Origin of the sequence: Bradyrhizobium canariense (genome assembly GCF_018130465.1) — a bacterium.
GTDB classification, from domain to species: Bacteria; Pseudomonadota; Alphaproteobacteria; order Rhizobiales; family Xanthobacteraceae; genus Bradyrhizobium; species Bradyrhizobium canariense_C.
The window spans coordinates 787,264-806,757 of sequence record NZ_JAFCKJ010000001.1; the positions used below are offsets into that span (position 1 = coordinate 787,264).

Sequence of the window (19,494 nt, forward strand, 5' to 3'; positions counted from 1 at the left end):
CACTAGAGCTTGTAGGCCGTCCTGAATCCGCCCCAGTGCCGGCCTTGCACGCGGATCGGAACGTCGATCTCGCGCATCATCACCGTATTTCCGTTGCCCATGTCGCGCGCATAGCTCTGGACCAGATACGAGCGCAGGTTGCGGGCGGCAGCCAACCCCGCCGGATCGTTGAAGATCCGCCGGTTGCGGCTGTTGGCCGTGTTCCAGGCGGCATCGCCCGGCCGCTGCGCATGCGAATAGATCCTGTTGTGCACCGGCAGGAAGCCGTTGCGATCGACCATCGCGCAGAACGCCATGCGCTGGTCCTTCGCCAGAAAGGCTTCCTGGAACGGCGGCAGCGCGCGGTCGGCCCAGTCCAGATATCTGGTGCGGTACTGCTGCGGATCGGTTCCGGCGATTTCGGCATAATCGGTGTCGAAGAGGTCGTTGATCCCGACATCGCCGCGCGCGACCGCCTGCTCGAAGATTCCGGTCAGCGCGTTACCCGCCTCCATGGCGCGGGTGACGAACTCCGTGTTTTCTTCGTGGATCGACCAGAGCCTGTCCTCGATCTTCTCTTTGAGCGCGGCATCGGGATTGACGAATTGCGCGCGGGCGCCGGCCTTGGATTGCTCGACCACGCGCAGGCGGCAGGCCCCGACGTCTTCGAGGGTGGCTTCGATCATTGCTTGCGGTGCAAGGCGGCCCGCGTCCGCGCCGCCGATCAGCACGCCGTCCATCGATATCTCGTAGACCGGCAGCACCCCGCGGGCAGTTTCGAGCTTGAGATGGCAGGGCAGCCGCTCGGTCTTGCGGCGGTCGTCGTGCTCGCTCTGGCGCAGCAGTACGGCGCAGCGCGATTTCAGTTTCTGTGCGAAGGCGGTCACGGCCTTGCCGGCGCTGGCGACGTTCTGGCCGTGGCTCTCGGCCGCCTTGGTCGCAGCATCGATCTCGGCCGCGCTTTCGCCGACCGAGACGATGAACTCCGACGCGCTTGTCGCGTTGCCGGAGACTTCGCTGGTGGTGGCGTTCTGTTCGGCGACCGCGCCGTTGACGGTCTCGAATACCGGGCGGATGGCCTCGATCGCCTGCGAGATGCGGTGCACCGCATCCGCGGAGCCGGCGGCGTCGCGCTGCAGCGCGTCGATCTTTTTGGTGATCTCCTCCGTCGCGCCCTGGGTCTGCACCGCGAGTGCCTTGACCTCGGTGGCGACGACCGCAAAGCCCTTTCCCGCCGCGCCCGCGCGCGCGGCCTCGATGGTCGAGTTGAGCGCGAGCAGCGTCGTCTGCCGCGCGATCTGTGCGATCAGATTGACGACGTTGCCGATCGCGGCCGAGGATTCGCGCAAGCGATCGACATTGGCGCGAGCTTCCTGCGCCGCGGCGCTGGCCTCGTCGGCGAGCTTGCCGGCCTCGCGAACCTGTGCCCCGATGCCCAGCGCCGACTGGGTGAATTTGTCGGCGGCATGGGCGAAGGTCGAGGCGTTCGATTGCGCGGCGTTGGTCCGGCCGGTCAGGGCGTCGGTGCGGTCGCGAATGGCGGCAAGAGTCGTGGCGGTCGCCTCGGCGCCGCCGGCCACCGAATTGGCGGAGCGCTCGAGCTGGCGAATCATGGCGCCTAGTTCGAGTTCCAGCAGTTCCAGGATTTCTTTGGCCGAATCGGCTTCGACGACCGCGGAAGGCTCGGAATTGGCCGCCGGCTGCGCAGCCTGCGGGGCTACCGCAGTTGCGGCCATGGCCGGCAAACGCTTCCGAAATAGTCCGAATGCCATCAGGTCTCTCTTGTCGGGGGACGGTCGGACGCTATTTTCGCAGGCTGGAATGAAATCAGGGTTAACGATGCCTGACATCTAGGCAAGGGCCAGTACGGTGTTACCTTAAAGTCGTAGAGCCTCTTTCTTTCCAGTCGGGTGGCGGCCTATAAGGCCGCGCTTCCCACGCTCACCTTGGCGCACGATTCCCCTAGAGAAGATCACGCATGGCCGGACATTCCCAATTCAAGAACATCATGCACCGCAAGGGGCGGCAGGATGCCCAGAAGTCGAAACTGTTCGGCAAGCTGGCGCGGGAAATCACCGTCGCGGCCAAGCTGGGGACGCCCGACCCCAACATGAACCCGCGCCTGCGCGCGGCCATCATCGCGGCGCGCCAGGAGAACATGCCGAAGGACAATATCGAGCGCGCCGTCAAGAAGGCGCTCGGCAATGAGAGCGAGAACTATGACGAGATCCGCTACGAGGGCTATGGCCCCGGCGGCGTTGCCGTCATCGTCGAGGCGCTGACCGACAATCGCAATCGCGCGGCTTCCGACATCCGCTCCTTCTTCACCAAATCCGGCGGCAATCTCGGCGAAACCGGCTCGGTCTCCTTCATGTTCGACCGCACCGGCATCATCGAATACGACCGCAGCGTCGCCTCCGACGATGCGGTGCTGGATGCCGCGATCGAGGCCGGCGCCGACGACGTGGTCTCGAGCGAAGGCGGCCACGAGATCTATGCCTCGACCGAAGGCTATCGCGACGTTGCCAAGGCGCTGGAAGCCAAGTTCGGCGAGCCGCGCAAGGCCGCGCTGATCTGGAAGCCGCAGAACACGGTCGCGGTCGACGACGAGACCGGCGAGAAGCTCTTGAAGCTGATGGACCTGCTCAACGAGCACGACGACGTCCAGCACGTCTACGCCAATTTCGAGGTGTCGGACGCGTTGCTGGCGAAGATGGGCGGGTGACACCGCTCTCGTGTCCCGGAAGCGCTGCAGCGTGAAACGCTGCTGCGCAGAGCCGGGACCCATCGTTCTCCAAACGCCGGCGGCTAAATGGGCCCCGGTTCTGCGCCGCATCACTTCGTGCTGCGTCGCGCCCGGGGCACGAGACCGCCTTTCCCCTGTTACTTTCGTTCTGTTTCTGTTTCCCCCGCGGCAGCCAGCCGCTATCACTGGCCCATGACGACGCTCCCGATTCGTGGCCCCGTTCGCATCATCGGCATCGACCCTGGCCTGCGCCGCACCGGTTGGGGCGTGATCGAGGCCGAGGGCAACCGCCTGATCTACGTCGCCTGTGGCTCGGTGGAGCCGCCGGACGATTTGCCGCTAGCGAGCCGGCTGCTCGCGATCCATGAGGGGCTCGCCGCCGTCCTGTCCGGTCACAAGCCGATGGAAGCCGCGGTCGAACAGACTTTCGTCAACAAGGACGGCGTCGCAACTCTGAAGCTCGGTCAGGCCCGCGGCGTCGCCATGCTCGCGCCCGCGATGTTCGGCATCAGCGTTGCCGAATACGCGCCGAACCAGGTGAAAAAGACGGTGGTCGGCGCCGGCCACGCCGACAAGCACCAGATCGCGATGATGCTCAAGATTTTGCTGCCCAAGGCCGATCCGCCGTCCGCGGACGCCGCCGACGCGCTCGCCATCGCCATCACCCACGCCCATCATCGCCAGGGCGCGGCGCTGCGGCTGAAGGTGGCGGGGTTATGATTGGCAAGCTCAAGGGCCTGATCGATTCCTACGGTGAGGATTTCGTCATCCTCGACGTCGGCGGTGTCGGTTATCAGGTGCATTGCTCGACGCGCACGCTGCAGCATCTGCCCTCGCCGGGCGAGGCCGCCGTGCTGTCGATCGAGACCTATGTCCGCGAGGATCAGATCAAGCTGTTCGGCTTCCGCAGCGACCAGGAGCGCGAATGGTTTCGCCTGCTCCAGACCGTGCAGGGCGTCGGCGCCAAGGTCGCGCTCGCCGTGCTCGGCACGCTGCAGCCTTCCGACCTCGCCAACGCGATCGCATTGCGCGACAAGGCCGCGGTGGCGCGCACGCCCGGTGTCGGCCCCAAGGTCGCCGAGCGCATCGTCACCGAGTTGAAGGACAAGGCGCCGGCCTTCGCCAATGTCGATCCGGCGGTCGTGCACCTCGCTGGCGCCGTCGACGACCAGCGCGCGCCGCGGCCCGTGGCGGACGCGATCTCCGCGCTGGTCAATCTCGGCTACGGCCAGCCGCAGGCGGCCGCGGCCATCGCATCGGCATCGCGCAGCGCAGGCGAGAGCGCCGAGACCGCGCAGCTCATCCGGTTAGGCCTGAAGGAGCTGTCGAAGTGAGTGCGGCCCGCGCCAATCCCGTCGCCGTTCTTTTTCGTCGCCTTTCGCGCGTAGCCGGTATCGTCGTGATTTTCTCCGTTGTGGGGCCGCTGACGATCGCCGCGCTGATTTCGGTGACGGTGACGGCGCTCGGTGCCGCTGTGCTGCAGATGTTTCTTGCGCTCCTCGAGCTGGAGGCGCTGCGCGCCCTGATTTCGATCGCGATCGTGGTGCTGGCCATCGCCACGGTTCTCGCCTCGTTCCTTCCTGCAGTCGCCGCCGGCTTGATATTCGCGCTGGCCGCGGTCTACGCCGACCTCAACATGATCTGGATGGCGTGGCTCGCCGCGGCCGTGGCCGCCGCCGGCTTCGTCGCAATTGGCATGTTCGTTGTGCCCGCCGAAACCTCCGCGGTGATCTTGCCGAGTGTCGGTTCCGGACCTGAGGCGCTGAAGCTTTCAGCCATGCTCGCCATCGTCGCCGTCGTCCCGGCCAGCCTGTGCTGGTGGCTCGCGAAACCGCTGCACCGTGTTATCCTGCCCGCATGAGTACTCCTCCCCGCATGGTCACGCCCGAGCGCCGCAGCGATGATGTCGGCGACACTGCGCTGCGCCCGCAATCGCTGTCCGACTTCGTCGGCCAGCAGCAGGCGCGCAAGAACCTCTCGATCTTCATCGAGGCGGCGCGCAAGCGCGGCGAGGCGCTGGATCACGTGCTGTTCGTCGGCCCGCCCGGCCTCGGCAAGACCACGCTGGCGCAGATCGTGGCCAAGGAGCTCGGCGTCGGCTTTCGCGCCACATCGGGTCCAGTGATCGCCAAGGCCGGCGATCTCGCCGCGCTGCTCACCAATCTCGAAGAGCGTGACGTGCTGTTCATCGACGAGATCCATCGCCTCAGCCCGGCGGTGGAAGAGGTGCTCTATCCCGCGATGGAGGATTTTCAGCTCGACCTCATCATCGGCGAGGGCCCGGCGGCGCGTTCGGTCAAGATCGAGCTGTCGAAATTCACCCTCGTCGGCGCCACCACGCGCGCCGGCCTGCTCACCAATCCCTTGCGCGACCGCTTCGGCATTCCGATCCGGCTCAACTTCTACACCATCGAGGAGCTGGAAAGCATCGTCACCCGCGGCGCGCGCGTGCTCAATATCGGCATGAGCGCGGACGGCGCCAACGAGATCGCGCGGCGCGCCCGCGGCACGCCACGTATCGCAGGCCGGCTGTTGCGCCGCGTGCGCGATTTCGCCTCGGCGGCCGATGCCGACAAGATCGATCGAGGGATCGCCGACCACGCGCTGAGCGCGCTCGAGGTCGACGCCGCCGGCCTCGACGCGATGGACCGCCGCTACCTCACGACCATCGCGCAGAACTATGGCGGCGGCCCGGTCGGCGTCGAGACGATGGCCGCCGCTCTGTCCGAGCCGCGCGATGCGATCGAAGACATCATCGAGCCCTATCTGATCCAGTGCGGTTATCTGCAGCGCACCCCGCGCGGCCGCCTGCTCACCTCGCACGCCTTCCGCCATCTCGGCATCAGCGAGCCGACGCGCGATGCGGCGGCACAGTTCGGCCTGTTCGGCACCGACGAGAGCGACGACTGATCTGCGCAAGTGCAGAGTGCTCGGGCCGTCATGAATTTCCGGTCATCTCGTGCAGAGGGTCTGCACAAACGCACCCCATTTCCGCTCCAATCGGATCGCATCAGGAAGCTGTATCACGATCGGGCTTCCATGATCACGCGCCGTCATCTCATCCGTTCCATCGGCGGCCTCTCCGCTCTCGCCGTCTCGACCGCCGCCTACGGCGTCGGCGTCGAGCCGGTGCTGCGGCTTCGGGTCACCCGCTATCACCCGACCCCACGGCAATGGCCGGCGGATTTTCCGCTGAAGATCGCCGTGATCGCCGACATCCATGCCTGCGATCCCTGGATGTCGCTGGAGCGGATCGAGGCCATCGTCGATCGCACCAACGCGCTGAATGCGGATATCATCGTGCTGCTCGGCGACTACGTCGCCGGTCTGCACCAGGTCACGCGCATCATTCCGGCGAACGAGTGGGCCAAGGTGCTGGCCGGCCTGAAAGCGCCGCTCGGCGTTCACGCCGTCATGGGCAATCATGACTATTGGGTGGATCGGGCCGTGCAGCAGGCAGGCCACGGACCGACGGTCGCGCATCGCGCGCTGGAGACGGCCGGCATTCCCGTCTACGAGAACGACGTCGTGCGGCTCACCAAGGACGGCCGCGCGTTCTGGCTCGCCGGCCTCGGCGATCAACTCGCCTTTCTGCCGGCGCGACGCTTCCGGAGCACGGGGCGCTTCGGCGCCGACGATCTCAACGCGACGCTTGCCAAGGTCACCGACGACGCGCCGGTGATCCTGCTCGCGCATGAGCCCAACATCGCGCCGCGCGTGCCCGCCCGCGTCGCGCTGCAACTATCCGGCCATACCCATGGCGGCCAGGTCCGCCTGCTCGGCTGGTCGCCGGCGGTTCCGCGGCAGCATGGCCTGCGGCTCGCCTACGGCCATGTCCGGCTGAAATGCGATGTCATCATCTCCGGCGGCCTCGGTTGCAGCCTCATGCCGATCCGCGTCGGCGTGCCGCCTGAGATCGTCGAGGTGACGCTGGGCCGAGGGCCGGCGGTGGCGTAGTCCGGCTTGCGCGGTCGGCCATTTTTGCGCAAAACGGGCCTCTATCTAAAAGAGAAGAGGCTCGCGACGTGACAGCTCATCTCGATGGCGAGATCCGCGATGGCCGCCACCACATGCAGGTCCGCGTCTACTACGAGGACACGGATTTTTCCGGCATCGTCTATCACGCCAATTATCTGCGCTTCATGGAGCGCGGACGGACCAATCATCTGCGGCTGATGGGCGCCGAGCAGCAGGCGCTGTTCGATCAGGCCGAGACGGAAGACGCGAGCTTCGCCTTCGTGGTGCGCTCGATGCATCTGGATTTCCTCAAGCCTGCCCGGATGGACGACGTGCTCGACGTCGTGACCTGGCCGGTCGCGGTGAAGGGCGCCTCCATCATGCTGGCGCAGGAGGTGCGGCGCGGCGAAGACGTGCTGGTGAAAGCCGAGGTGCGCGTCGCCTTCATCAGCGGCGGCCGTGCGCAGCCGATCCCGAAATCGATCCGCGCCATGATGAAGGCTGATCTGATTTCGTGATCGGGCGATAGCGGACGGCCTCTCGACTCCGCCGCATGCGGCGATAGATTGCGCTTCCGTCAACCGATGAGGCCATCATGTCGCGCCCGCCGCTTCCGCCCTTCACCCGTGAGACCGCAGCGCAAAAGGCCCGCATGGCCGAGGACGCCTGGAATTCGCGCGACCCGGTGCGCGTCTCGCTCGCCTATACCGAGGACAGCCGCTGGCGCAATCGCTCCGAGGTTTTTCAGGGTCGCGAAGCCATCGTCGCGTTTCTCACCCGCAAATGGGAGAAGGAGCACGACTACCGCCTGATCAAGGACCTCTGGGCCTTCGACGGCAACCGCATCGCCGTGCGCTTCCAGTACGAATGGCACGATGCGGGCGGCCAGTGGCACCGCTCCTACGGCAACGAACAGTGGGAGTTCGACGAGCACGGCCTGATGCGGCGCCGCGAGGCCTCGATCAACGACATCATGATTGCGGAGAAGGATCGGCGGTTTCACTGGCCGGCGCCGGGGCCAAGGCCGGCCGACGTGCCGGGGCTGGGGACGGACCCTTTCTGAGCCGAGAAACAACTGTCTCCCCTCATGGTGAGGAGCCGCGAAGCGGCGTCTCGAACCATGCAGGCTCCGCTGCTGCATCCGGGCCTCGATCCTTCGGGACGCGCGCAAGCGCGCTCCTTCAGGATGAGGGGATGGGTCTGCGCGCCAGAAACCGCGTGATCGCTCCACCGAGCTTGGCGCTGTCCAGCGGTTGCGCGAGAGAATCCCGCGCTGTCGCGACGACATCCTCCGGCGCCTTGCCGTCGCGCAGCTCGCAGCACACTTGCGCAAACTCCACGTCGAACTCCGGATGCGGCTGCACGGTGAGCGTCGCACCGTTGGCGTAGAGCAGGCCGGCATGCGGCGTGAAGTCGGACGAGAGGATCGTCAGCGCGTCGTTCGGCGCTTCGACCACCTGGTCCTGATGCGAGCAGGCGATGGCGACCGCTTCGCCGTCTACGACGCCGTTGTCCGGCAGCACCTGATAGACGTGCCGGCCGATGCCCCAGCCCTTCTCCGACTTGCGCACGGTGCCGCCGAGCGCCTGCGCGATCAACTGATGACCGAAGCAGATGCCGACCATCGGTGTCCTGTTGGCGTAGGCCGTGCGCACGAAATCTTCCAGCGGCGCAATCCAGTCGAGCCCGTCATACACGCCGGCGGCCGCGCCGGTGATCAGCACGGCCTCCAGCTTGCTCGGATCGGGAAGCGGATCGCCATTCGGGATGCTGACCACGTCGACCGTGGCTGCCGGGTCTTCGGTGCGAACCATGCGCTCGAACATGTCCGGGAACGAACCGTGGCGCTCGCGATATTTTTGTGGGACCTGCCCGGTCTCGATGATGGTGATGCGTGCCATGTGCCCTCTGGTAAAGGTTAAGCTCAGTCGCTTCCTGCCCCATGTTGCTGGTGTGGCGCTGTGCGCTCCAGCAGCGCACTCTCTTTCCGGACCTCGTTGAGAAACGCCTTGGCGAGGCGCGACAGCGGCTCGGCTTCCGACCATAGCATATAGGCGACGGCGTGCGTCGTCGGCGCGAACGGCCGCACCACGAGGCCGGTCCCGCCGTTCTGCCGCGGCGAGAAGGGATCGACCACCGCGGCGCCGACGCCGGCGGCGGCGAGCACGCAGGCCGTGTTGCAGTAGCGCACCTCGACGGTCGGCCGGAACGGCGCGCCGGCGCGGGCAAAACTGTCACGCACGGCCTCACCAAGCCGCGTGCCGCGCTCGAGCCCGATGAAGGGCATGCCGGACAGGTCCGCGGCCGAGATCACCGGCCGGTCGGCGAGCGGGTGCTGCGGCGGCAGCACGCACACCATCTCGCCGGTGTGCACCACCTCATGGGCGATGCCTGGATGATGTGTCAGCCCGAGCGCGAAGCCGAGCTCGGCGACGCGGTTGAGCACGCCTTCGATGATGCCCTCATAGCGCCGCACGTCGAAGAACACCCGCGTCTCCGGACGGCGGCGCAGGAAAGCCGATAGAGCAGAGGGGATGATGCTGTAGGCCAGCGGCGGCGTGGCGACCAACGCGAGATGCCCGGAGCGGTTCTCGCGCAGATCGCGCACGCGATTCTCGAGCTTGGCGTGCAACGCGAAGATCGCATCGCTCTCCTTGTAGAGCGCCATCGCCTCCGTAGTCGGAAACAGCCGGTTGTTGACGCGTTCGAACAGCGCAAACCCCGCCTGCGCCTCCATCGTCTTCAGCGCATTGCTCACTGCAGGCTGCGACAGTGCCAGTTCGTCGGCGGCCGCAACCGTGGTGCGGTGGCGGATGACGGCGCGAAGGATCTCGAGCTGGCGCAGGTTCATATCACTGCCGATTATACTCTGGGCCAAAACATCATAGCAGAATGAATTGATTTTGCAGCCCCGCTTCCGCGTAATGGCAGCGGATTTGCACGCCGCATCAAAGGGTTCATTCGCCCATTGAGGCAGCACTGCGCACAGATTGGAGGCAATCTTGGTTCGTGTCCTTCGCGCCGCCGCCGCACAGATGGGGCCGACGCAAAAAGCCGATACGCGTGAGCATACGCTCTCGCGGATGCTTGCGCTGCTGGAAGAGGCGGCCGGCCGCGGCGCCAGCCTCGTGGTGTTTCCCGAGCTCGCCTTCACGACGTTCTTTCCGCGCTGGCTGCTCGAAGGCGATGCGCTCGACCATTATTTCGAACGCGGCATGCCGAACCCGCACGTCGCCGCCTTGTTCGACCGTGCGCGTGCGCTGCGCGTCGGCTTCTATGTCGGTTATGCCGAGCTGACGCCGGATGGACGCCGCTACAATTGCGCCGTCCTGGTCGATCGCGACGGCGAGCTGCTCGGCCGCTATCGCAAGGTGCACCTGCCGGGCTCGGTCGAGCCGCGTCCCGGTGCACGCTACCAGCAGCTCGAGAAGCGCTATTTCGAGTATGGCGACCTCGGCTTCCCCGCCTTCCGCGCCGGATCGGCTTGGGCGCACGCCATCATGGGCATGATGATCTGCAATGATCGCCGCTGGCCGGAATCCTGGCGCGTGCTCGGCCTGCAGGGCGTCGAGCTCGTTTGCATCGGCTACAATTCGGCGGCCTACGATCCCAATGGCGGCACGACGGAAGACGGGGCGCTCCGCACCTTCCATTCGATCCTGGTGACACAGGCCAACGCCTACATGAACGCGACCTGGGCGATCTCGGTGGCGAAGGCGGGCGAGGAAGACGGCTCCGGGCTGATCGGCGGCTCCTGCATCGTCGATCCCAATGGCCGCATCGTTGCGCAAGCGCAGACGCTGGCTGACGAGGTGATCGTCGCCGACATCGATCTCGACCTCTGCCGCCAGGGCAAGGACAAGATGTTCAATTTTGCCGCGCACCGGCGGCCGGAGCAATACAGGGTGATCACCGAACGTGCCGGCGTGATCGAACCCGCGGTTCTCGATGCAGACTGACAGGACGTTCCAACAACGTTGGCAAAGGAGCTGACATGACACGCCTCTCGCATTTCCTCGGGTTCGCAGCGTTGGCTGCCGTCACGTCCGCGCAGGCGGCGGAGCTTCCGGCGGAGATCAAGCAAGCGGGCGCGTTGAAGCTCACGGTCAACTCCACTTACGCGCCGATGGAATACCGCGATCCCGCGACGAATGAGCTCGTCGGGCTCGATGTCGATCTGGCGAACGAGCTCGCCAAGCGTCTCGGCGTGAAGATCGTCTGGAGCGAGACGCCGTTCGCCGAATTGATCCCGTCGCTCCAGACCAGGCGCGCCGATTTCATCATCTCCGGCATCTCCGATCGCGCCTCGCGGCGCGAGACCGCGGATTTCGTCGATTATCTCGGGACCGGTCCGCAGTTCTTCGTGATGGCGGAGAGCGAAGCCAAGGCTGCGACCGATCTCTGCGGCAAGAAGGTCGGGACCACCCGCAGCACCAGCTTCCCGGTCGAGATCGAGAAGTGGAGCAAGCAGAATTGCGAGCCGGCCGGCAAGACGGCGATCCAGTACGTGCCGGGCGAGAACTCGATCGACGTTCGCAACCAGCTCAAGCAGGGCCGCATCGACGCCGCCGTACAGGGCAGCGAAACCTTGCCTTACGCGCAAACGCAGGAGCCCGGCAAATACCGCGTGATTGGCGAGCCCTTTGCCAAAGGATATCAGGGCATCATGTTCCGCAAGGACGATGTGGCGCTACGTGAGGTGGTGACCGAGAAGCTCACCGCCATGATCGCCGACGGCTCCTACAAGGTCGTCCTCGACAAATGGGGCCTCGGCGCCAACGCGGTCGCCCAGCCCATGCTGAACGCGGCGCCGCAATGAAGTCGGCACCGGCCCTCGCGGAGGGCTTTCCCGATCTGTCGGGGATGCGGATCGCGCGCGAGCCGCACTGGTTTCGCTGGCTCAGCGCAGCGCTGATCGTTCTTGTGCTCGCATTGATCGTGCGCGCCTTTGCGGGCGGTCAGATCGAATGGTCCTATGTCAGCCGCTTCCTGACCGCGAAGGTCATCCTCGAAGGCATCGTCAACACCATGGTGATGGCGGTGCTGGCGATGGCGCTCGGCATTTTCCTCGGCGTGGTCGTCGCGATCATGCGGCTGTCGCCCAACCCGGTGCTGAAGACGGTCGCCGCCGGCTACACCTGGTTGTTCCGCGGCACGCCGCTGATCCTGCAACTGCTGCTGTGGTTCAATCTTGCGCTGGTGTTTCCGACCATCGGCATTCCCGGCCTGTGGAGCGCACGTGCCGTCGACGTCATGACGCCGTTCCTTGCCGCGCTGCTCGGGCTCGGCATCAACCAGGGTGCCTATACGTCGGAAGTGATGCGCGCCGGCATGCTGTCGGTCGATATCGGGCAATATGAGGCGGCGCAGGCGATCGGCATGGGACGCTTGCGTGCGCTGCGCCGGATCGTCCTGCCGCAGGCGATGCGGGTGGTGATCCCGCCGCTCGGCAACGAGTTCATCGGCATGGTGAAGGCGACCTCGCTCGCCAGCGTCATCCAGTATCCGGAACTGTTGCACAACGCCGAAAATATCTACTACGCCAATTCGCGCGTGATCGAGCTCCTGATCGTCGCCGGGCTCTGGTACCTGCTCGTCGTCTCGATCCTGACGCCGCTCCAGATGCTGCTCGAACGTCGTTTTGCGCGCGGCACATTGCAGTTTGCGCGATGACAAAACCCCTCGTTGCCATCCGTTCCGTCGCCAAGAATTTTGGCGAGTTCCAGGCTCTCAAGAGCGTCACGCTCGACGTCTGGCCCGGCGAGGTGATGTGCCTGATCGGAGCCTCCGGCTCCGGCAAGACCACGCTGCTCCGCTGCATCAACCAGCTCGCCGCGATCGACAGTGGCGGCATCTGGCTCGACGGCGAGCTCCTGGGCGTGCGCGAGCAGGGCGGACGGCTGCATCGCCTCACCGAGCGTGAAATCGGGCGGCAGCGGCTGAAGACCGGCATGGTGTTCCAGCGCTTCAACCTGTTTCCGCACAAGACCGCGCTCGAAAACATCACCGAAGGTCCGCTCCAGGTTCAGGGACGAAAATCCGACGAGGTGCGCGCTGAGGCGATCGAGCTGCTGCGGCGCGTCGGATTGTCGGCCAAAGCGGACTCATATCCCGCGCAGCTTTCCGGCGGCCAGCAGCAGCGTGTGGCGATTGCGCGGGCGCTCGCCATGAAGCCGATGCTGATGCTGTTCGACGAGCCGACCAGCGCGCTCGATCCCGAGCTCGTCGGCGAGGTCTTGGCGGTCATGAAGGAGCTGGCACGCAGCGGCATGACCATGATGGTGGTGACGCACGAACTCGGCTTCGCGCGCGAGGTCGCCGATCGCGTCGTCTACATGGACCAGGGCGCGATCATCGAGCAGGGGCGCGCATCCGATGTCCTGGGCGCGCCGCGCGAGGAGCGCACCAGGGCATTTCTTTCGGCAGTAATCTGAATGGGGGCGTATCGATGAAGAGACTTTTGGTTACGGCAGCACTCGTTGGCGCCATGAGCGCTCCGGTCATGGCGATCGAGCTGCCGGCGGAGATCGCCAAGCGCGGCAGCATCAAGGTCGCGCTGGTGCCGAACTATCCGCCGATGGAGTTCCGCGATCCCGCCACCAACGCGTTGTCCGGCTTCGACGTCGATCTCGGCGAGGCCATCGGCCGCAAGCTCGGCGTCAAGATCGAATGGCAGGAGACCAGTTTTGCCGAGTTCATGCCGTCGATCTCGACCGGGCGGGTGGACGCCATCCTGTCCGGCTTCACGGACTATGCCAGCCGGCACGAGATCGCGTCCTTCGTCGATTATCTGCGCAGCGGTCCGCAGTTCTTCGTGCAGCAGTCGCGCAAGGCGGAGTTCAAGGACGCGACATCGCTCTGCGGCAAGAAGGTCGGCGCCAGCCGCCGCACCATGTTCCCGGCGCAGATCGCGGCCTGGAGCGAGAAGAATTGCGGCACCAATCCGATCCAGTTCGTCGGCACCGACGGCTCGGCCGACGCCCGCACCCAGCTCAGGCAGGGCCGCATCGATGCCGCCGCCCAGGGCAACGAGACGCTGCCCTACATCATGGACCTCGAGCCCGGCACCTATGCGGCGGTGGGCGAGCCCCTCGCGCAGCAATTCACCGGCATCGCTCTGCCGGTCAAGGAAAAGGCGCTGCAGCAAGCCATGCTGGAGGCGGTCGATGCGCTCATCGCGGACGGCACGTATCGTACGCTGCTTGCCAAGTGGAAACTGACTGACAACGCACTCGAAAAGGCGACGATCAATGCTGGACAGTAAGGCACTCCAGAGCATTCCACTCGTTCCGGCCAACACGGCGGATCCTGCGCCGGAATACCCCTGGCCGAAACCGTACAACTCGGCGATGTTCCTGTCGTTCGACGTGGACGCGGAGAGCGCCTGGACCAGCAAGGACGCGGTGCACGCGCAGCGGCTCATCACCATGAGCTATGGCGGCTATGAGGCGCGCGTCGGCACGCCGAAACTCCTGGAACTGCTCGACCAGCTCGATCTCAAGGCGACCTTCTTCGTCACGGGATGGTCGGTCGACGCGCATCCGGCGATGGCGGAATCCATCCTCAAGGCCGGTCACGAGATCGGCCATCACGGCTATCACCATCTGCTGCCCGATCCCGGCGATCCCTGGATCGAGGACGAGCTTGAGCGCGGTTTCGAGGCGCTCAGGCGCCGGCTTGGCGTCAAGCCGACCGGCTATCGCGCGCCTTACGGCGAGTTCACCGAGGAACTGCGGGTGGCGTTGGTGCGCCACGGCATCGTCTACACCTCCTCGTTTCGCGACGACGTGCGGCCCTATCGCCATCGTCTCGCAGACGGCAAGCCGGGTACGATCGAGCTGCCGGTGACCGCGAGCTATGACGACTGGATGCACGGCCTGTCCGCGCGCTTCAGTCCGCGCTCGATTTTCCCCAAGGAGCATGTGCTTTCGATCTGGAAGGACGAGCTCGACGAAACCAGAGACTGGGGCGCGATGGTGACGACCGTCCTGCATCCGCAATGCAGCGGCCGACCAATGCGGCTGCGCCTGCTGCGTGAGTTCCTGACCTACGCAAAGTCGTGCCCGGATGTCTGGATCACGACCGGTGAGAAGATCGCGGCCAACTTCCTGCGCCACGAGGCCGGCAAAAGTTGAGCCGTGCTATGACCCGCATCCTCGTCATCAACCCCAACTCCTCCGCATCGGTGACGGCGGCGATCGACGACGCCGTCGCGCCGCTGCGCATCGCCGGCGGACCTGAAATCGAGGTCGTCGGCCTTGCCGAGGGGCCGCCCGGCATCAGCTCGCAGCGCGATGCCGACAGCGTCGTGATGCCGCTCGTCAATCGTGTGTCGCGCGACGATGCGGATGCCTTCGTGCTCGCCTGCTTCAGCGATCCCGGCCTGCATGCGGTGCGCGAGGCGGCCGGTGGGCGCCCGGTGATGGGCATCGCCGAGTGCGGCATATTTCGTGCGTTGATGCTGGGCGAACGCTTTGGCGTCATTGCGCTGTCGCCGTCGAGCATCCGCCGCCAGCAGCGCATGGCGCGGGTGATGGGCGTCGACAGTCGTTATGCCGGAAGCTGGTCGGTCGGTGCGAGCGCGGCGGAGACGGCAGGCGCGGACATCCGGGGCCGGTTGATCGAAGCCGGCCGCGCGCTGGTCACGCAATGCCGCGCCGATGTGGTGGTGATGGGCTGCGCCGGCATGGCCTCGCATCGCGCGGCGATCGCGGATGCCATCGGCGTTCCCGTGGTCGAGCCGGCGCAGCAGGCGGTGGCCGCTGCGATCGGTGCCGTCTTGTTGAATATCTGAAACGCCAATGCTGCAGTTCGATCTCTTCAGGAGCTCCTTGTAATGCCCGTCTCCCGCCGCTCCCTGTTGAAAGCCGCAGCCGCCGTACCGGCGCTGTCATTCCCGGGCATCCTGCGCGCCGAATCCCAGACCACGTTACGCTTCATTCCCGTCATCGACCTCGCCTTCGTCGACCCCATCTATTCCACGGCGCAGGTGTCGCGAAACCACGGCTTCATGGTCTACGACACGCTCTACGGCATGAGCTCCTCCCTGCAAGTCTCGCCGCAGATGCTGTCGGGCCACGTCGTCTCCGGCGACGGGCTGCAATGGGACCTCAGCTTGCGCGACGGCCTGTTCTGGCACGACGGCGAGCGCGTACTCGCCCGCGACTGCGTCGCGAGCATCCGCCGCTGGGCCGCGCGCGACGGCTTTGGCGGCGAGCTGATGGAGGCGACCGACGAGCTGTCGGCCGCTGACGACCGCACCATCCGCTTCCGCCTCAAACGTCCGTTCCCGCTGCTGCCGCAGGCGCTCGGCAAGGCCGCGATCAACGCCTGCTTCATGATGCCGGAGCGGCTGGCGAGCCAGGATCCGTTCAAGCCGCTGACCGAAGTGATCGGCAGCGGCCCGTTCCGCTATCTCGCCGACGAGCGCGTGCAGGGCGCGCGCAATGCCTACGCCAAGTTCGAGCGCTATCAGCCGCGCACCGACGGCAAGCCGGATTGGACCGCGGGTCCGAAGATCGTGCATTACGACCGCGTGGTCTGGACCACCACGCCGGATGCCGGCACCGGCGTCGCCGCGCTGCAGACCGGCGAGCAGGACTGGCAGGAGACCACGCCGCACGACCTGCTGCCGATCATCAAGGCTGCCGGCGACATCGAGACGCGCATCCTCGATCCCCGGGGCTATGCCTGCATGCTGCGCCTCAATCATCTGCAGCCGCCGTTCGACAACCCTGCCGTTCGCCGCGCGCTCCTGGGGGCGATCGATCAATCCGCCTTCATGACCGCGGTGGCCGGTACCGATCCGAACTTCCAGGTATCCCCGATCGGCTATTTCGCGCCGAATACGCCGATGGCGAGCGAGGTCGGCCTCGATGTGTTCCGCGGCCCGCGCGACTACGCCAAGGTGAAAGCCGATCTCAAGGCCGCCGGCTACAATGGCGAGAAGATAGTGGTGCTCGTCCCCACCAACTCACTGGCGCAGAAGCCGCTTGGCGAGATCGCGGTCGACTCACTGCGCAAGGCCGGCATGAACGTCGAATATGCCGGGCTCGATTTTGCCGTCGTGTTGCAGCGTCAGCTCAAGAAGGACCCGATAGGACAGGGCGGCTGGAGCGCCGCGGTCGGCAACTGGCAGGGCATCGACTGGCTCAATCCGGCCGGCAACACCAACATCCGTGGCGAGGGCAAGGTCGCCGGCTGGTATGCGAGCGAGAAGATGGCCGGCCTGCGCAGCCAGTGGCTGGCGGCCTCCGAGCTCGCGGAGCAGCAGCGCATCTGCCGTGAGATCCAGGCGGTGGCTTTCCAGGAAATTCCTTATATTCCGATCGGCCTGTATAAGCAGCCGACCGCCTATCGCAAAGCCATCACCGGCATTCTCGACGGCACCGCCGTCTTCTGGAATGTACGCCCCGCATGAGCACGATCGCAATCTTCGGCAGCTATGTGCTGTCACGCAAGGACGGCGCGCAGGACGTGTTGCGCGACCATTGGGTTCTGGTCGAAGGCAAGACCATCGCCGCGGTGACGCGCGACAAGCCGCGCGCGGATCAAACTTACGACCGTCCCGGCCGCTTCGTGCTGCCGGGCTTGTTGAACCTGCACAATCACTGCTTCTCTGAAGCGGTGGCGCGCAGCCACACCGAGGACGGCAACGGCCGCAAGAACAACCAGAGCATTGTCTACACGGTGCTTCTGCCGCTGACCAAGCGCGGCGCCGATCTGCTGTCGGCGGAAGAGCGCATGGCGGTCGCGCGGCTCGGCATTCTTCAACTCCTGAAGGGCGGCGCCACCACGGTGATGGAGCCGTTCCGGAACTCGATCCCGGAGATGTTCGACGCCGCCGAGGAGATGGGCATCCGTTTCTACGGCGCGCCCTATCTGTTCTCGACGTCGGACGCCAAGGCCGGCCCGGACGGCGTTGTGCACTATTCCGGCGATGACGGCACCGCCGACATGGCGACCTGGGATGCGCTCTACCAGCGCTGGAATAATCGTGGCGACGGTCGCATCGGCGTTGCGATGAGTCCGCATGCCACCGACACCTGCGGCCCCGATCTGTTGAAGGCCTGCGCCGCGCGGGCGCGCGAGCTTGGCGTGCCGATCACGACGCATATGGCGCAGAGCCGCGCCGAGGTCGAAACCATCGGCAAGCGCTATGGCGGCCGCACGCCGGCGCAATATCTCGACTGGCTGGGCCTGCTGGCGCCCGATCTGATGGCGGCGCACTGCATGTTCAGCACCGACGACGATCTCAAGCTGATGGCCGCGCGCGGCATGACGGTTCTCAACTGCCCGCGCGTATTCGCGCGCGCCGGCGTCACTGCCGCGTTCAGCCGGTTTGCGGAGCACGGCGTTCGCACCGTGGTCGGCACCGACGGCTACAACATGGACCTGCTCGGCGAGCTCAATGCCGCCTCGTTGATCTCCAAGATCACCTCAGCACGCGCCGATGTCGCGAATTCGCCCGAGCTGATCGAGGCGAACACGGCGGTTGCCGCCGATGTCATCAAGCGGCCCGACCTCGGCCGCATCGAGCCCGGCGCGACCGCCGACCTCACTGTGGTCGATCTCACTCATCCGCATCTTCAGCCGCTGTTCGACCCGCGCCGTGCGCTGATCGCGCTCGCCAATCGCGCCAATATCGATCAGGTCGTGGTCGACGGCCGCGTGCTGGTCGATGCCGGCCGTTATCTCGGTGCTGACGAGGCAGCGATCACAGCTGCCGGGACCGCTGCGATCGGCAAGATCTGGGATCTGCCGGAGGCGCAGGCTGCGTTCAACGGCTGAGGGCTGGCTCGTCGAATTCGGCGAGCGCCTTGCGCATGGTCTCGACCAGATCCAGCGCCACCGGCGAGGGGCTGCGCTGCGCCGGAAAGACCGCTGAGAATTCGAAGTCGATGCGGGGCAGGAAGCGGCGCACGACGACGCCGCGGGTGGAAAATTCCTGCGCGGTGAAGGGATCGCAGATCGCGACCCCGAGCCCCGACGACACCATGCCGCACATGATCTCCGACAGCGCGGTCTCGACCCGCAGCACGCGGCGGACATCGTGACGATGGAAGATCTGGTCGACGAGGTGACGGCTCGACGAGCCCGCCGACAACGAGATGAAGGTCTCGCCCTCGAAGTCGTGCGGCTCCAAAACTTCCTTTTCCGCGAGGCGATGACCTGTCGGCAGCACGGCGACGCGCGCCGGCGCCGGCAGCTTCTGGCTAGGAAGGCCCGAATGCGCGATCGGCACCTCGGCAAAGCCGACGTCGCACTGGTTGTTCAGCACCCAATCGACCACGATCGGCGAGATCACGCCGAAGAAGGCAAGGTTGAGGTTCGGCCGCTCCTTCAGGAAGTGACCGGTGAGCCGCGGCAGATAGCCGTTCGACAATGCTGGAAGTGCTGCGATCCGGAGCGAGCCGGTGCGGCGGCCGCGAATTTCTTCCGCCGCCGCGCTGATGCGTTCGAGGCCGACGAAGGAACGCTCCACTTCAGTATAGAGCGCCATCGCCGCGGCGGTCGGCACGAGGCCTGTGCCGCGCCGCTCGAACAGCTCCATCTTCAGCAGCGCCTGGAGGTCGCGCAGCAACCGGCTGACTGCCGGCTGCGTCACCTTCATCAGCGCCGCCGCCTCAGTCACGCTGCCCGTCAGCATGGTTGCCCGGAAGGCCTCCACCTGCCGCGAATTGATCCGCGCCATCCCGAATTCCATTCATAACATTTAGGCATGCAGACGGTGCCATTATTCATTGGACGATGGAAGCCAGAGTTTGCGATCTTTTTCATCAGGACTGGAGACAGCCCGCTTTTTCGGCAGA

Annotated in this window: 21 protein-coding genes; 17 read left to right on the forward strand and 4 right to left on the reverse strand. The window is 65.8% G+C overall.

The annotated features are described in order from the left end of the window. Window positions 1–2: 2 nt before the first annotated feature. Window positions 3–1,751 carry a methyl-accepting chemotaxis protein gene (locus JQ591_RS03405; protein WP_211394623.1) on the reverse strand — a complete coding sequence of 583 codons (1,749 nt, stop codon included), beginning with the start codon at window positions 1,749–1,751 and terminating at the stop codon, window positions 3–5. Between the two features lie 206 nt (window positions 1,752–1,957). Here JQ591_RS03405 and JQ591_RS03410 point away from each other — a divergent pair, with 206 nt between their 5' ends. The 8 genes from JQ591_RS03410 (at window position 1,958) to JQ591_RS03445 (ending at window position 7,745) form a co-directional block, all read left to right on the forward strand. Further along, window positions 1,958–2,704, forward strand: a complete 747-nt coding sequence (locus tag JQ591_RS03410) for a YebC/PmpR family DNA-binding transcriptional regulator (protein WP_211394624.1) — start codon at window positions 1,958–1,960, stop codon at window positions 2,702–2,704. 213 nt (window positions 2,705–2,917) lie between these two features. Then, the gene (ruvC, locus tag JQ591_RS03415) at window positions 2,918–3,445 is read left to right on the forward strand and encodes a crossover junction endodeoxyribonuclease RuvC (protein WP_211394625.1); all 528 of its coding nucleotides are present in this window, start codon (window positions 2,918–2,920) and stop codon (window positions 3,443–3,445) included. After that, window positions 3,442–4,059: a Holliday junction branch migration protein RuvA gene (gene ruvA / locus JQ591_RS03420; RefSeq protein WP_027515524.1), complete on the forward strand. Its 618-nt coding sequence runs from the start codon at window positions 3,442–3,444 to the stop codon at window positions 4,057–4,059. The genes ruvC and ruvA overlap by 4 nt, the downstream gene beginning before the upstream one ends. Next, a complete protein-coding gene (locus JQ591_RS03425; RefSeq protein WP_211394626.1) occupies window positions 4,056–4,586 on the forward strand; it encodes a hypothetical protein in 531 nt (176 codons plus the stop codon). Before ruvA ends, JQ591_RS03425 begins: the two co-directional genes overlap by 4 nt. Further along, complete coding sequence (gene ruvB / locus JQ591_RS03430; protein ID WP_211394627.1) at window positions 4,583–5,635, forward strand: Holliday junction branch migration DNA helicase RuvB; 1,053 nt, start codon at window positions 4,583–4,585, stop codon at window positions 5,633–5,635. Before JQ591_RS03425 ends, ruvB begins: the two co-directional genes overlap by 4 nt. Window positions 5,636–5,764: 129 nt before the next feature. Further along, the gene (locus JQ591_RS03435) at window positions 5,765–6,682 is read left to right on the forward strand and encodes a metallophosphoesterase (RefSeq protein WP_211394628.1); all 918 of its coding nucleotides are present in this window, start codon (window positions 5,765–5,767) and stop codon (window positions 6,680–6,682) included. 113 nt (window positions 6,683–6,795) lie between these two features. Then, window positions 6,796–7,200 carry a tol-pal system-associated acyl-CoA thioesterase gene (gene ybgC, locus JQ591_RS03440; RefSeq protein ID WP_249136477.1) on the forward strand — a complete coding sequence of 135 codons (405 nt, stop codon included), beginning with the start codon at window positions 6,796–6,798 and terminating at the stop codon, window positions 7,198–7,200. A gap of 77 nt (window positions 7,201–7,277) precedes the next feature. Next, a complete protein-coding gene (locus JQ591_RS03445) occupies window positions 7,278–7,745 on the forward strand; it encodes a DUF1348 family protein (protein ID WP_211394630.1) in 468 nt (155 codons plus the stop codon). 118 nt (window positions 7,746–7,863) lie between these two features. Here the strand turns inward: JQ591_RS03445 and JQ591_RS03450 are convergent, their stop codons facing one another. Together JQ591_RS03450 and JQ591_RS03455 are read right to left on the reverse strand one after the other, a co-directional pair. Continuing rightward, a complete protein-coding gene (locus JQ591_RS03450; RefSeq protein WP_211394631.1) occupies window positions 7,864–8,583 on the reverse strand; it encodes a type 1 glutamine amidotransferase in 720 nt (239 codons plus the stop codon). A 23-nt stretch (window positions 8,584–8,606) separates the two neighbouring features. Then, window positions 8,607–9,533 (reverse strand): LysR family transcriptional regulator, encoded by a 927-nt coding sequence (locus tag JQ591_RS03455; protein WP_211394632.1) that lies wholly within the window; start codon window positions 9,531–9,533, stop codon window positions 8,607–8,609. Window positions 9,534–9,684: 151 nt separating this feature from the next. Here JQ591_RS03455 and JQ591_RS03460 point away from each other — a divergent pair, with 151 nt between their 5' ends. Genes JQ591_RS03460 through JQ591_RS03500 form a run of 9 tightly spaced genes read left to right on the forward strand, consistent with a single transcriptional unit; the run spans window position 9,685 to window position 18,472 of the window. Continuing rightward, window positions 9,685–10,641 (forward strand): N-carbamoyl-D-amino-acid hydrolase, encoded by a 957-nt coding sequence (locus JQ591_RS03460; protein ID WP_211394633.1) that lies wholly within the window; start codon window positions 9,685–9,687, stop codon window positions 10,639–10,641. A 35-nt stretch (window positions 10,642–10,676) separates the two neighbouring features. Continuing rightward, the gene (locus JQ591_RS03465) at window positions 10,677–11,501 is read left to right on the forward strand and encodes an ABC transporter substrate-binding protein (RefSeq protein ID WP_211394634.1); all 825 of its coding nucleotides are present in this window, start codon (window positions 10,677–10,679) and stop codon (window positions 11,499–11,501) included. Further along, entirely contained in the window at window positions 11,498–12,355 is an 858-nt protein-coding gene (locus tag JQ591_RS03470) for an amino acid ABC transporter permease (protein ID WP_211394635.1), read from the forward strand. Before JQ591_RS03465 ends, JQ591_RS03470 begins: the two co-directional genes overlap by 4 nt. Next, window positions 12,352–13,116 (forward strand): amino acid ABC transporter ATP-binding protein, encoded by a 765-nt coding sequence (locus JQ591_RS03475; RefSeq protein WP_211394636.1) that lies wholly within the window; start codon window positions 12,352–12,354, stop codon window positions 13,114–13,116. Before JQ591_RS03470 ends, JQ591_RS03475 begins: the two co-directional genes overlap by 4 nt. Window positions 13,117–13,130: 14 nt before the next feature. Beyond that, a complete protein-coding gene (locus tag JQ591_RS03480; RefSeq protein WP_211394637.1) occupies window positions 13,131–13,946 on the forward strand; it encodes an ABC transporter substrate-binding protein in 816 nt (271 codons plus the stop codon). Next, the gene (locus tag JQ591_RS03485) at window positions 13,933–14,817 is read left to right on the forward strand and encodes a polysaccharide deacetylase family protein (RefSeq protein WP_211394638.1); all 885 of its coding nucleotides are present in this window, start codon (window positions 13,933–13,935) and stop codon (window positions 14,815–14,817) included. Before JQ591_RS03480 ends, JQ591_RS03485 begins: the two co-directional genes overlap by 14 nt. An 8-nt stretch (window positions 14,818–14,825) precedes the next feature. After that, window positions 14,826–15,476, forward strand: coding sequence for an aspartate/glutamate racemase family protein (locus JQ591_RS03490; RefSeq protein ID WP_211394639.1), 651 nt, complete (start codon window positions 14,826–14,828; stop codon window positions 15,474–15,476). Between the two features lie 42 nt (window positions 15,477–15,518). Continuing rightward, window positions 15,519–17,102, forward strand: coding sequence for an ABC transporter substrate-binding protein (locus JQ591_RS03495; protein WP_211394640.1), 1,584 nt, complete (start codon window positions 15,519–15,521; stop codon window positions 17,100–17,102). After that, window positions 17,099–18,472, forward strand: coding sequence for an amidohydrolase family protein (locus JQ591_RS03500; RefSeq protein WP_211394641.1), 1,374 nt, complete (start codon window positions 17,099–17,101; stop codon window positions 18,470–18,472). Before JQ591_RS03495 ends, JQ591_RS03500 begins: the two co-directional genes overlap by 4 nt. On the opposite strand, the gene JQ591_RS03505 is transcribed toward JQ591_RS03500, so the two are convergent. Beyond that, complete coding sequence (locus tag JQ591_RS03505; protein WP_211394642.1) at window positions 18,462–19,376, reverse strand: LysR substrate-binding domain-containing protein; 915 nt, start codon at window positions 19,374–19,376, stop codon at window positions 18,462–18,464. The two genes, JQ591_RS03500 and JQ591_RS03505, sit on opposite strands and share 11 nt — an antisense overlap. Window positions 19,377–19,494 lie beyond the last annotated feature (118 nt).

Excerpts from the sequence above, each read along its gene's own strand:
- ruvB (WP_211394627.1), top strand. The coding sequence starts at position 4,583 with ATGAGTACTCCTCCCCGCATGGTCACGCCCGAGCGCCGCAGCGATGAT.
- ybgC (WP_249136477.1), top strand. The coding sequence starts at position 6,796 with ATGCAGGTCCGCGTCTACTACGAGGACACGGATTTTTCCGGCATCGTC.
- JQ591_RS03500 (WP_211394641.1), top strand. The coding sequence starts at position 17,099 with ATGAGCACGATCGCAATCTTCGGCAGCTATGTGCTGTCACGCAAGGAC.
- JQ591_RS03405 (WP_211394623.1), bottom strand. The coding sequence starts at position 1,751 with ATGGCATTCGGACTATTTCGGAAGCGTTTGCCGGCCATGGCCGCAACT.
- JQ591_RS03465 (WP_211394634.1), top strand. The coding sequence starts at position 10,677 with ATGACACGCCTCTCGCATTTCCTCGGGTTCGCAGCGTTGGCTGCCGTC.
- JQ591_RS03485 (WP_211394638.1), top strand. The coding sequence starts at position 13,933 with ATGCTGGACAGTAAGGCACTCCAGAGCATTCCACTCGTTCCGGCCAAC.
- JQ591_RS03490 (WP_211394639.1), top strand. The coding sequence starts at position 14,826 with ATGACCCGCATCCTCGTCATCAACCCCAACTCCTCCGCATCGGTGACG.
- JQ591_RS03450 (WP_211394631.1), bottom strand. The coding sequence starts at position 8,583 with ATGGCACGCATCACCATCATCGAGACCGGGCAGGTCCCACAAAAATAT.
- JQ591_RS03505 (WP_211394642.1), bottom strand. The coding sequence starts at position 19,376 with ATGGCGCGGATCAATTCGCGGCAGGTGGAGGCCTTCCGGGCAACCATG.
- JQ591_RS03470 (WP_211394635.1), top strand. The coding sequence starts at position 11,498 with ATGAAGTCGGCACCGGCCCTCGCGGAGGGCTTTCCCGATCTGTCGGGG.
- ruvA (WP_027515524.1), top strand. The coding sequence starts at position 3,442 with ATGATTGGCAAGCTCAAGGGCCTGATCGATTCCTACGGTGAGGATTTC.
- JQ591_RS03445 (WP_211394630.1), top strand. The coding sequence starts at position 7,278 with ATGTCGCGCCCGCCGCTTCCGCCCTTCACCCGTGAGACCGCAGCGCAA.
- JQ591_RS03495 (WP_211394640.1), top strand. The coding sequence starts at position 15,519 with ATGCCCGTCTCCCGCCGCTCCCTGTTGAAAGCCGCAGCCGCCGTACCG.
- JQ591_RS03410 (WP_211394624.1), top strand. The coding sequence starts at position 1,958 with ATGGCCGGACATTCCCAATTCAAGAACATCATGCACCGCAAGGGGCGG.
- JQ591_RS03480 (WP_211394637.1), top strand. The coding sequence starts at position 13,131 with ATGAAGAGACTTTTGGTTACGGCAGCACTCGTTGGCGCCATGAGCGCT.
- JQ591_RS03435 (WP_211394628.1), top strand. The coding sequence starts at position 5,765 with ATGATCACGCGCCGTCATCTCATCCGTTCCATCGGCGGCCTCTCCGCT.
- ruvC (WP_211394625.1), top strand. The coding sequence starts at position 2,918 with ATGACGACGCTCCCGATTCGTGGCCCCGTTCGCATCATCGGCATCGAC.
- JQ591_RS03455 (WP_211394632.1), bottom strand. The coding sequence starts at position 9,533 with ATGAACCTGCGCCAGCTCGAGATCCTTCGCGCCGTCATCCGCCACCGC.
- JQ591_RS03475 (WP_211394636.1), top strand. The coding sequence starts at position 12,352 with ATGACAAAACCCCTCGTTGCCATCCGTTCCGTCGCCAAGAATTTTGGC.